This window comes from Polaromonas sp. P5_D5, assembly GCF_054049435.1.
In genome coordinates, this window is the sequence record NZ_JBFUMJ010000006.1 from 42,546 (window position 1) to 54,349 (window position 11,804).

An 11,804-nucleotide genomic window follows, 5' to 3' on the forward strand; every position below is an offset into this window, starting at 1 on the left:
TCAGTCCGCTTCCTGCTTGTTATTCGGTAAGTTATCAGGTTGGGCGGGGGGCGGCACGCGAAGCTGCCATGCGGCCACCACGGCCAGTACGCACAGGGCGGCCAGCATCAGGAAGGCTTCATTGAAAGCAGCCAGCCGCGCCGGGCTGCTGGTGGCGTTGGCCAGCGAATCGCCATGGGCCGCAAGCCGCCACTCCAGCACGATGCCGCACAGGCTCACACCGATCGCGCCGCCCAGCATGCGCAGGAAGTTGATGGCGCTTGCGCCCTGCGATAACAGATGCTCATGCAGTGGCCGGAGTGACCCGAGGTTGAGCGAAGGCAGGATAAAACCCAGCCCGATACGCCCCAGCGTGGCCCACGCCACCAGCATCCAGAGCCCCGAAGCCAGGTTCACCGTGAGCATCAATGCAAACGAGGCTGCCAGCAAAGCCAGCCCCGTGCTGACCAGCAGCCAGGTCGGGTGTTTGTCCGCCAGCCGGCCCACTCCCGCAATCGTGGCCGCCAACACCAGGCCCGCAGGCAACAGGATGGTGCCGACGTGCGAAGCCGAGAGATTCAAGCCCAGCTGCAGGTACACCGGCAGCAGGTAGGTGGAGCCAAACAGCGCGGTGCCGTAGATGAAAGCCACGATGCTGCCCATGGCAAAAGGCCGGTAGCCAAAGAGCGCCAGGTTCATCAGCGGTGCACCGCCCGAAGCCGCCAGGCGACGTTGCCACCAGATGAATGCTGCCAGCGCCACCAGCGCGGCGCCCAGCAATACAAAGGCATGCGCGCGCCCGGCGCCGTGCAGCTCAACCATGCCGTTGAGCAGGCACAGCGTGCCCACCGCGCCCAGCAACAGGCCGCGCCAGTCGATCATCGCGCCATTGCGGTTGGGCTCCACGCCGCCGGGCGCTGTGTCGGGCACGTAGCGGTAAGCCATCCACAGAGATACCAGGCAAAGCGGCACCACCATGAAAAAAATCGAGCGCCAGCCAAACAGGTCGACCAGCACACCGCCCACGCTGGGGCCCAGCGCCGGCGCCAGCACCACGCCCATGCCGAAGAGGCCGCTGGCGCGCCCCTGCTCGTGTGGCCCGAAGGCCCGCATGATGATGATCGCGGGAATCGGTTGCACCACACCGGCCGCCAGGCCCTCGGCCACGCGCGAACCCAGCACCAGCCCAAAGCTGTTGGCCAGACCGCCCACAATGCCGCCGGCCATCAGCAGCACCATGGTGCCCACATAGGTGCGGCGATAGCCGTAGCGCGAAAGCAGCCAGGGCGTGGTCAGCATGGAGACCGTCATGGCCACCATAAAGCCCGAGCTCACCCACTGCGCGCGCTCCTGCCCCAGCGTGAAGTAATGGCTCATGTCGGGAATCGCCACGTTCACGATGGTCGACGACATGATGGAAGCCATCGTGCCGATCATGACCGACAGCAGCAGCAACCACCGGTAACGCGGACCGTGGCGCGCCTGCAGGCCGGCAAGGGATGCGGGCATGGCCCGGGTGTCCGTCGTCAGTCTCTCGGCTCGGACCAGAGTTTGCCGCCGGTCGCCCAGTTTTCGCGCTTGATGTCGGTGATCAGGATGTCCACCGAGTCAGGCTGGCCGCCGAGAATTTCGACGCTGACGCGGGTAATGGCCTCGACGAGCTTTTTCTTCTGCTCGATGGTCCGGCCTTCCATCATTTCGACGTGGTAAGTGGGCATGGTGTCCTCTGGGGTGTGGTGGTTGATGCGGGTTGAACACAGGGTTTTACGGGTGTCCGGTTAACTGGCCCGCAAACATGTCTGATACCCGATGATAAAAGCAAGAGCCCGGCCTTGTTTTGTCGGCCTCCACTGACAGCATGACAGGTGTTGGCGCCGGGCCCCGGAGGCTTCGCCGGGGCTATCCTGTACCCTCGGGTTCTCCTGCCGGGTGTTCTCCTGCCAGGTGCTTTGCGCTTTCGGCCTTGCGGGCCCACCATTCATTCGGGCAAGCCACTTGTTTTTCACCACGCCATCCAGATCCACCGACCAACCCCTGCCTTTGCTGGCCGGGCGCAACTACCGTTGCCATTGCGGGCAGCCCGTCTTTTTTCGCAACAGCAAATGCCTGGCCTGCGGCACGCCGCTGGGTTATGACTGTGAGCGCGGCCTGCTGCTGCCGTTGATGCCTGGGCCGCAAGAGGGCACCTGGCAGGAATGGCAGGCCGCCGGCGCACCGGCCGGCGCGCCGCCCGACGACATCCAGCCGCCTTTGCTCGAGGAAATTCCTGGCCAGGAATCTGCGCCTGCCGCACCCGTTGAGGAAGCCGAGGCGACGCAGGCACCGCCCGCTCAGCCTGCCGAAAACGGCGAACCTCTTTACAGGCGATGCCTCAATCTCTCAACCCCCGCATCGTGCAACTGGCTGGTGCCGGTGGAGGACCCCGCCGACATGTGCCGGGCCTGCCGCCTCAACCGGACCATTCCGGACCTGACGGACCCAGCCCTGCCCGACAACGGTTACCTCTGGGGGCTGGTCGAGCTGGCCAAGCGCCGCCTGGTGTCCGCGCTGATCCTGCTCGGGCTGCCGGTGGCGTCCCGCATGAGCGAAGACACCGAGCGCGGCCTGATGTTCGACTTCCTGCGTTCGCCGGTGAACGGCCCGCACATCATGACGGGCCACAACACCGGCCTCATCACGCTCAACGTGGACGAGGCCGACGACGCCAAGCGCGAGGCGGTGCGCAAGGCCATGCGCGAGCCCTATCGCACGCTGCTTGGGCATTTCCGCCATGAAGTGGGCCACTACTACTGGGACCGCCTGCTCGCCGGCACTGCCTGGATGGACGGCTTTCACGCACTCTTCGGCGACGAAACCCTGGACTACAAGGCCAGCCTGCAGCGCAACTACGACGAGGGCCCGCCCGCGGACTGGCCGCTGCATTACGTGAGCGCCTACGCCAGTACTCACCCCTGGGAGGACTGGGCCGAGTGCTGGGCGCATTACCTGCACATGCGCGATGCGATCGACACCGCTTTAAGTTTCGGCCTGAGCGTCGATCACTTCGACCTGGAGTTCACGCCCTTCACGATAGATGCCTTGTATCAGCCGCAACACCCTGATGCCGAGCAGTTCCTCACCTTTCTGAACCACTGGACGCGCCTGACCACCATGCTCAACGAGATGTCGCGCAGCATGGGCCAGCCCGATTTCTATCCCTTCATCCTGCCAACGGAGGCGGTCGCCAAGCTGCACTTCATTCACCTGGTGGTGTCGTCGGGCAGCTGGCTGCAGGAGCAGGCCCCGGATGAGACACAGGCACAGACGCAGACCCAGAGCCCAACAGAGGAAGAAAATGGAGAAATGAAGGAATCGCAGCAGCAACAGCAACAGCAAGGCTAGCGCGCGATTTTCAGGCAGAAAGAAGTTGCAGGCCAATAAGGACGCGCGCAAGCAGCTATTTTTTTGATAGCGCCTGAATGGATTGCGATGCGTTAAAGTCGGCACAACGCCCACCCTCCACGCCCGCCCATTCATGCCCACCCGACCCAGAGGCCATCACTACAGCGTCTATGTGATCGAGCTTGGGCCCGAAGTGTGGAACGTGGCACGCTTTCGCCGCGCCAATCCGGACTACCAGCTGGGCAAGCCTTTTGTGTATGTGGGCATGACCGGGCTGGACCCGGATGTGCGTTTTGACAAACACAAGGCCGGCATTCAATCCAACCGTTTCGCCCGTGATTTCGGCGTGCGGCTTTTACCCAAGCTGTACGAGATGTACAACCCCATGCCCTACGACGCGGCGCGCGACATGGAAGTCGAACTGGGTATTGCCCTGCGCGAAGCGGGTTACGGTGTGTGGCAAGCCTGAGCGAGGCCGCACCAGGGCCGGCTATTCGAGTGCACTCACGGCCACGCCGTGCTGCTTCGAAAACGCCTGGAGTGTTGCGGCGACCTGGGGATCCTGCAGGGTGGTCGTCAACTCAATGATCTTGTTGCCGTCACCCTTGTGGCTGTCGCTCACCGTCACGGTGGCCGAAGGGTCGTCTGCGGCAAACAGCTTCTGCAGCGAAGGGCCCAGCGACCCCATCAGGCCGTCGCGCTCGTCCTGCGCGGCGCCTGACTGTGCGGCATATTGAACCTCAAAAGAAAAATTCGTCCTGGGATTCATATCGGGTTTCTTTCTGGGTGCGGAAAAAGCTACCGGCGTAATGTCGCTGCGAGGGTGATTTCGGGAACGCTGGCCAGGGCCCTGGAGAGCGGGCAGGCCTTTTTGGCGCCTTCGGCGAGTTCCTGGAATTTCGCTTCATCGATATCCGGAATCACGGCCTCCAGGGTCAGCGCAATGCGGTCGATGAGGAAGCCATCACCCTGCGGCACCAGACGGACCCTGGCGCGGGTGTCCACCGAGCTGGTGCCGAACCCAGCCTTGTCGCAGGCAAAAGAAAATGCCATGGTGAAACAGGCTGCATGCGCGGCGCCCAGCAACTCTTCAGGATTGGTGCCGCTGCGGTCGTCCTCAAAGCGGCTGCCAAAGCCGTAGGGATACGACTTGAGTGCAGCGGTGTCGGTGCTGATCTGGCCCTGGCCCTTTTTGCCTCGGCCTTCCCAGTGAACAGATGCGGTTTTTTCGGTCATGGGGTTCTCCAGGTTTGTGCGCGTGCAGGGTATATCCGTGCAGGACAGTGAAATGAAATGTTGAACGTTCCAGCGTGCCTGTTTTTTTGGGGGCTGGCCGTCGGACAGCACCGCACGTCGGGGTAAGGCCTTCCCGCCGTGGCCGGATCCGGTGTGAGCCGGGATGCACCGGTCAGGCGTCGTCTGCGCCCGGGTCTTTCATGTACCAGGTGATCCGCCCAAACTCGGCCCTGAGCTGGGCCCGGCCCTCGTCGTCCGCCAGTGCGGAAAGAGCTTGCGCAACCGAGAGCCTGCGCGCGGAAACGGGCTTCCCGCGGTAGGCAAACACGATGCTGTTGGTTTTTTCCTGGGCAAGAATTTCTGCGGAATTGCCATCGAAACTGCGCGCAATGCGGCCCGCCAGCAGCGGATAGTCCGGGTCATCGTAGTGCAGGTTCACCGCCAGTACGCCGCCCGGCGACAGCGCGGCAAAACAGTCGTCATAAAAGCGTTGCGAACAGAGGGCCGGCGGTTGCCCCTGGTGGTCAAACCCGTCGATCAGCAGCACGTCGAACCGGGAGGTACCGGCCTGCAGAAAATCGGCCCCGTCAGCGGCGATGACGCGGAACCGCGCGTCATCGTCGGGCACGTGGAATTCGCGCCGCAGCGCCACCACCTGAGGGTTGATCTCCAGCACAGTCATCTGGCTGGACGGCAGCTGCCGGTGGCAGAACTTGGCCAGGGAGCCGCCTCCGAGGCCGATCATTCCGATGTGCAGGGGCACGGGCCGAAAGAGCAGGAAACCCATCATCGTCAGCGTGTAGTCCACTTCCAGGTGCCAGGGGCTGTGCATCAGCATGCGGCTTTGCAGTTCACCCATCGTGAAGTGAAGCGACCGGGTGCTTCCGTCGTCATGCACAAAGGGCTGGGCATGCGCTGGCTGCTGCAATTCAGCAGGGCCAGCAGGTACAGCGGCGGCAGGAAATTGATTGAGGTCGGGCCAGGAGGTCATGAGGCTTTAAGCTGTACGGGTGGGTTCCGCCATGTATCCGGCGGCAGGTAACTGCCACCTCGTGCGGCCTCCCCCTTCAGACCGGCTGGGATTCCGGCTGCGCTGTGGTTGCGACTTCCGAAGCGACCGCATCCAGGGCCTGCGCCACCACACCCTGGCTGTCGACCGGCCGGAGCAGGCGTTCACGGATCAGCCGTTCGCAGCTACGCTTGGTCATCGAGTGGGGCTGGCCGCCGTGGCTCACGAACATGAACAGCGTGCCCTTGGTGCTGGCCCAGATCAGCTGGGCTCGCAGCCAGCGGCGCCTGGAGTACATATCCACCCAGTGGCCGGAACGCAGGCTGAGCAACAGGCGCTCGGCTTCACTTTGAGCCATGGCCGGTACTGCATTTGCGGAGGCTGCCGCCGCGGCAAGGTATTCCGGATGGCTGGAGTCGGGCTCATTTGCCGCTTGCATGGGTTCTATCGGCGGCGGTTCGTCTTCCTCGATCGGAGCAAGTTCTCCGGGCACAGTCGGCAGGGTGTCTTCAAACCCTGCGGCGTCCAGGTCGTCGCGCGCAAGCCAGGGGTGCGCGGCGGCCTTGGCAAGACGCTGTTCAGGCGTGGCCGAATCTTCTTCGGCCTCCAGTGGCACGGCGCCCGATTCTTCGGCGTCACGCCGGCTTTTCAGGCGTCGCAGCTTGAGCACGGGCCGGTGCAGCATCATCAGGCCCTCGAAGAAAGGCTCACTTTCGCGCGGGTCCTGCCCCAGCAACTCCAGCCCCTCATGCAGCTTGCCCAAAAGGCTGGGAATCATCTCGATCAGTTTGGCCGGGCGTTTCAGGGTGACTTCCCGCTTGACGCTCCAGAGCAGGTCAGGCACCACCGAACCGAAGCCCATCGGATCAACCTGGTTGCGTGTATCGGAGAGTCTGGCGTGCGCCATGGCCAGCGCCCAGGGGCCGAACAGGAAGTCCAGCACCAGGCCCGGCACCTTGTCCAGGTCCGAGCGTGTGCTCAGCTCAAAGGCGATCTGGTCCGCCTGCGTCTGGCGCTCTTCGGCGAAACGCAGGGCCTGCAGCACGTTGTTGCGGTTTTCCGCTTCGAACTGGTCCTGCTCGTCCCAGCCGTATTCGAGTTCGGCCAGTGCCATCGCAAAAGGCTGGGCATCTTCAATCGTCAGGCTGTTCAGCCCGTTGAATGCGCGCGTGACCGGCTCAAAAAACGCCAGGAACTCGGGGCTGAATTCGTCGTTGTACTTGAAGCTGCGCTGCGCCACGCGCTCCATGACGCGGCGCCCGGCGTGGCCTTCGTCGCTGAAAAAGCGCGGGTCCACCATGGCCAGGCGCAGCAACGCAGGCTCCAGCGCCACGATGGCCTCCCGCACCGGCACCAGCAGGCGCGGGTCTTGCGCGACCTGTTTGACCAGCTTGCGCACCACTTCCAGGCCGAGCACCTGGCCGACCTGCTTGGCTTCCTTCTTCAGCTGGGTCCGTACGATGGCGCGCTCGCGGGGGCGGGCGTACGAGCCCCAAACCTGCGGGCTGAGCTGGCTGCGCTCATCGACCATCCGCTGCGGACGGTCTACCGCCGGCAGGTTTTGGTATTCATGTGAGGGCGGGGCTTGCGACTCACCCAGCGGCGCGCCCGAAGAGTCGGGCGCTTCCTGAAGGGCGACCAGCTCTTCCTCGACCGTTTCGTAATAGGACGGCGCCAGCCCGTGATGGGCGTTGCTGCCGCCATGGAACAGGAAATCCTGGAACAGCTCGTCCCGGATCTCATAGTTGGAGAGGTCGGCATATTGCGGGGGCGGCTGGTGCTGGCCGGATTCGACGGAGCTCCCACCGTTTCCGCCCTCACCGCCGCCGACGCCTCCGGTACCGGTGCCCGACCCGGAGCCTGCGCCTCCCGCGCCCCTGGCACGGCCGGGGGCTGCGCTTGCAGGGGTCTGCAATACGCGGTAGCTGGCTCCCTGCACGTTGGCAAGTTCGAGCTGGTTAACCAGGCGTTCATAGACCTGCCCGAGTTCGCGCCCCAGAGGCTCGGCAAGATACCTGAGCCACAGCGAAACGACGGCCGGGCCCGCATTGCTTGCGGTGATCATTTCGCGCAGGGTTTGTGCAAACACTTCAGGGCGCAGCGGATTGAGCTCCGGGCGCACATTGGGCAGCCCCTGCACGGTGCTGATCAGCTTGTTGAGTTCGGCGAGGACGTGGTCGACCGCCGGCAGCACCAGCTGGAGCAGCCGTGACGATTCAATGGCCTGGGACACGTCCTCGTCATCGACGAGGGCGAAACTGGCATAAGACAGGGCGGCAAAGGTGCTGGATGCGGCGGCGGCTGAAGCAGCGAGCTGGTCTGGCGATGCTGCCGGCGTGCGCACCGCCTGCACCGCAACAGCCACATTCGCCTTGAAATGCACCAGCAGGTCTGCCGGGTATTGCACGACCCAGACGGGCTTGTTTTGTTGAAGTCCCCGCCAGGCCGCCGCGAGTTCGTCGCGCTCGGCCACTTTTGGGCTTTGTGACTCGGCAATCTGCAGCCCCGCCACGGCGTCATCAATGCACCGTTCCAGCGCAGGCCGGGCTGCTTTGGCAGCCGCCTGAAGACAGGATTGAAGGACGTCAGGTTGCGAAGCCATCGAGGAGTTCGGGAAAATTGGTATTAATCACATTTGCCGGCCGGCTTGCAACCGATCTGTGGCCGGAGAAGGGGGAGACGCTAGCGTAAGGGCCAACCGCGATTTCATTGAAGTACTTGCAAAGTGTTTCACTTGGTTTCCAACGCATACATATGAATTACAGGGTTTTTGTCACGGAACGGTCCATAACCAGCCCTTAAATCCCGCGAATGGCGATGAGCGGCCGGTTTTGCAAGATCGGCGGCTCTCTGTAAAGGTCAGTTTGGCGCAACACCTCCGCAAGCTCAGGGGTTATCAACGCCTGACCGGCTGTCATCCGCCATGGGGGGCGCACCGGCGCCAGCGGGCCGAACCCAGATTTCCAAGAGTATTTGGCCTGCAGGCCAATAGCAGCCTGCGCCAACAGCTATCAATTCAGTAGCAAGCTGGCTCTGTCAGGCACAGGCTGCAGCAGGCGCAAGCCCCCGTCCGCACCCCTGCCGCAGACTTAACAGCTCACAAGCCGGCTTTTACCTTCAGCCGCCAGGCGTGAAGCAGCGGCTCGGTGTAGCCACTGGGTTGCTCCAGGCCCTTGAAGACCAGGTCGCACGCTGCCTTGTAGGCCGCTGACGCCTCGAAGTTGCCCGCCATCTTTTTGTACAGCGGATCGCCCGCGTTCTGGCCGTCGACCACGGCGGCCATCCGTTCAAAGGTTTCCTTGACCTGCGCTTTCGTGACCACGCCATGCAGCAGCCAGTTGGCGATGTGCTGACTGGAAATACGCAGCGTGGCGCGGTCTTCCATCAGGCCGACGTTGTGGATGTCGGGCACCTTGGAGCAACCCACACCCTGGTCGATCCAGCGGACCACGTAGCCGAGGATGCCCTGGGCGTTGTTGTCCAGCTCCTGCTGCTTCTCGGCAGGCGTCCATTGAGCGTCGGGCGAGACCGGCACCAGCAGCAGCTCGGGCAGCAGGCGGGCGATTTCGGACTTCAGGTCGACCGTCTTCTCGATGTCTTTTTGCACCGCCGCCACATTGACCTGGTGGTAGTGCAGCGCGTGCAGCGTGGCGGCCGTGGGCGAGGGGACCCAGGCGGTGTTGGCGCCGGCCTGCGGGTGCGAGATTTTGGCCTTGAGCATGTCGGCCATCAGGTCGGGCATGGCCCACATGCCCTTGCCGATCTGGGCGCGGCCGCGCAGGCCGCAGGCCAGACCGACCAGCACGTTGCTGCGTTCGTAGGCGCTGAGCCAGGGGCTGATCTTCATGTTGCCCTTGCGGATCATCGGGCCGGCCTGCATGGCCGTGTGCATTTCGTCGCCGGTGCGGTCCAGGAAACCGGTGTTGATGAAGGCCACGCGGCTGGAAGCGGCGGCGATGCAGGCCTTGAGGTTGACGCTGGTGCGGCGCTCTTCGTCCATGATGCCGAGCTTGACCGTGCTGCCCGGCAGGCCGAGCATCTTTTCGACGCGGCTGAAAAGTTCGGCGGCGAATGCCACTTCAGCGGGGCCGTGCATCTTGGGCTTGACGATGTAGACCGAGCCCTTGCGCGAGTTCCTGATGCCGGGCTTGCCCTTGCGCTTGAGGTCGTGGATGGCGATCGTGGTCGTGATCACGGCGTCCAGGATGCCTTCCGGAATTTCCTTCGTGCTGCCATCCGCGGCGGTGTACAGCACGGCCGGGTTGGTCATCAGGTGGCCCACATTGCGCACGAACATCAGCGAACGGCCGTGCAGTACCACTGCTTTGCCCTTGGGTCCTTTCGGCGAGGTGTATTCACGGTCCGGGTTCAGGCCGCGGGTGAAGGTCTTGCCATCCTTAGTCACGCTTTCGGTCAGTGTGCCCTGCAGGATGCCCAGCCAGTTGCGATAGGCCAGCACCTTGTCGTCGGCGTCCACCACGGCCACAGAGTCTTCCAGGTCCATGATGGTCGACAGCGCAGCCTCTATCACCAGGTCGCTCACGCCGGCCGGATCCGTCTTGCCGATGGGCGTGCCGCGGTCAATGCGGATGTCGATGTGCAGGCCGTTATGCTGCAGCAGCACCGACGACGGCGCGGAGGCTTTGCCCTGGTAGCCGATGAACTGGCTGGCGTCTTCCAGCGCCGTTGTCTTGCCGCCTTTCAGGGTAACGACGAGCTTGCCGCCCTTGACCGCATAGGCGATCGAATCGATGTGCGAGCCCTTTTTCAGCGGCGCGGTGCGATCCAGCACATAACGTGCGTACTCGATCACCTTGGCGCCGCGCACGGGGTTGTAGCCTTTGCCTTTGGTGGCGCCGTCATCCTCGGAAAGGGCGTCGGTGCCGTAGAGCGCGTCATACAGGCTGCCCCAGCGCGCATTGGCGGCATTAAGCGCATAGCGCGCGTTCAGGATGGGCACCACAAGTTGCGGGCCGGCCTGTCTGGCGAGTTCGGCGTCCACGTTGGCAGTGGTGATGGTGACCTTCTTCGGCGAAGGCACGAGGTAGCCGGTTTTTTCGAGGAAAGCGCGGTAAGCCTTCATGTCCGCAATGGGGCCGGGGTGGGCCTTGTGCCAGGCGTCCATCTCGGCCTGCAGGCGGTCGCGCTCTGCCAGCAGGGAGAGGTTCTTGGGCGCCAGATCGGCCACGATGGCGTCAAAGCCCTTCCAGAAAGCGCTGCTGGGCACACCCGTGCCAGGCAGCACCTCGTCTTCGATGAAACGGTAAAGCCCGGTGGCGACCTGCAGACGGTGGCTGGAGGTGCGTGTGTTGGTGGTTGTGTTCATGGTGCGGTCCCTTTTCTCAAAAGCATCAGAAGAATCAAAAAAACTAAAAGACAAAAAATAGAACGAGCCTGCGAAATCAGTGCAGCGGCAGCGAGAGCACTTCACGCAGGCTGCTGCCGGTGTACAGGGGCTGCGTGCCCAGCTCTTCAAACGGCAGTTGGTAACGATTAACCCACAGCGTCTGGTAGCCATACCAGGTGGCCGCCAGTGCGTCCCAGCTGTTGCAGCTCACGAAGGCGATCTGTTTCGCCTCCAGCCCGGTGGCTTTCAGCCCGAGCGCATAGGCTTCGGGCGCGGTCTTGTATTTGCGAATGCTGTCCACGCTGATGATGTGGTCCAGCAGACCTTCAAGCCCGGCCGACTTGACGGCCACATCCAGCATGGAGGGGTCGCCGTTGGACAGGATGCCGGTGGTGATGCCACGCGCCTTTAGCGCCTGCAGCACCTCCCGGTTTTCGGGAAACGCCGACAGGTGGCGGTACTGGTTCATGAGCTGCTCCTCACGGGCGGCATTCAAATCCAGCCCCAGGCGTTTGCACGCATAACGCAGGCCTGCGCGTGTGAGGTCCCAGAACGGCCGGTAATGCGCGCCGCCGTTGCTGATGGTCACCAGGCGCGTGTACTCAATCTGCTTGTCGCGCCACAGCACGCCCAGCACTTCGCCTTTGCCCGGAAAGAACTGCTCCGCCAGCAAGCCCACGCTGTACACGTCAAACAGCGTGCCGTAGGCGTCAAACAGCACAGCACGAAGCTTGGGCTGTGGGTTGGAGCGGGACTTTTCCATAAGCCTCTACTGTATTTGATACATCGAGCGTGATTAATTACCCAAGAATCGCTTTATCCATGACATTCATACGCCTAATCGGATAACAA

At 63.2% G+C, this 11,804-nt stretch carries 10 protein-coding genes; 2 read left to right on the forward strand and 8 right to left on the reverse strand.

What is annotated here, in order from left to right:
• Together ACXJKE_RS19930 and ACXJKE_RS19935 are read right to left on the reverse strand one after the other, a co-directional pair.
• Nucleotides 1–1,488, reverse strand: a complete 1,488-nt coding sequence (locus ACXJKE_RS19930; RefSeq protein ID WP_457282319.1) for an MFS transporter — start codon at nt 1,486–1,488, stop codon at nt 1–3.
• 17 nt (nt 1,489–1,505) lie between these two features.
• Entirely contained in the window at nt 1,506–1,697 is a 192-nt protein-coding gene (locus tag ACXJKE_RS19935) for a 4-oxalocrotonate tautomerase (RefSeq protein ID WP_411881369.1), read from the reverse strand.
• 277 nt (nt 1,698–1,974) lie between these two features.
• On the opposite strand from ACXJKE_RS19935, the gene ACXJKE_RS19940 reads away from it, so the two are divergent.
• Together ACXJKE_RS19940 and ACXJKE_RS19945 are read left to right on the forward strand one after the other, a co-directional pair.
• Entirely contained in the window at nt 1,975–3,360 is a 1,386-nt protein-coding gene (locus tag ACXJKE_RS19940; RefSeq protein ID WP_457282320.1) for a zinc-binding metallopeptidase family protein, read from the forward strand.
• A 133-nt stretch (nt 3,361–3,493) separates the two neighbouring features.
• Nucleotides 3,494–3,829, forward strand: coding sequence for a hypothetical protein (locus ACXJKE_RS19945; RefSeq protein ID WP_457282321.1), 336 nt, complete (start codon nt 3,494–3,496; stop codon nt 3,827–3,829).
• A gap of 21 nt (nt 3,830–3,850) precedes the next feature.
• Here the strand turns inward: ACXJKE_RS19945 and ACXJKE_RS19950 are convergent, their stop codons facing one another.
• The 6 genes from ACXJKE_RS19950 to ACXJKE_RS19975 all read right to left on the reverse strand — a co-directional run bounded on the left by ACXJKE_RS19950 (nt 3,851) and on the right by ACXJKE_RS19975 (nt 11,715).
• Complete coding sequence (locus tag ACXJKE_RS19950; protein ID WP_457282322.1) at nt 3,851–4,129, reverse strand: hypothetical protein; 279 nt, start codon at nt 4,127–4,129, stop codon at nt 3,851–3,853.
• Between the two features lie 29 nt (nt 4,130–4,158).
• The gene (locus ACXJKE_RS19955; protein WP_457282323.1) at nt 4,159–4,596 is read right to left on the reverse strand and encodes an OsmC family protein; all 438 of its coding nucleotides are present in this window, start codon (nt 4,594–4,596) and stop codon (nt 4,159–4,161) included.
• A 172-nt stretch (nt 4,597–4,768) separates the two neighbouring features.
• Complete coding sequence (locus tag ACXJKE_RS19960) at nt 4,769–5,587, reverse strand: fused MFS/spermidine synthase (RefSeq protein ID WP_457282324.1); 819 nt, start codon at nt 5,585–5,587, stop codon at nt 4,769–4,771.
• Nucleotides 5,588–5,663: 76 nt separating this feature from the next.
• A complete protein-coding gene (locus ACXJKE_RS19965; RefSeq protein ID WP_457282325.1) occupies nt 5,664–8,207 on the reverse strand; it encodes a DUF1631 family protein in 2,544 nt (847 codons plus the stop codon).
• Nucleotides 8,208–8,702: 495 nt separating this feature from the next.
• On the reverse strand, nt 8,703–10,931 hold the full coding sequence (locus ACXJKE_RS19970; RefSeq protein WP_457282326.1) for a malate synthase G: 2,229 nt from the start codon (nt 10,929–10,931) through the stop codon (nt 8,703–8,705).
• A 76-nt stretch (nt 10,932–11,007) separates the two neighbouring features.
• Nucleotides 11,008–11,715 (reverse strand): haloacid dehalogenase type II, encoded by a 708-nt coding sequence (locus ACXJKE_RS19975; RefSeq protein WP_457282327.1) that lies wholly within the window; start codon nt 11,713–11,715, stop codon nt 11,008–11,010.
• Between the last annotated feature and the right edge of the window lie 89 nt (nt 11,716–11,804).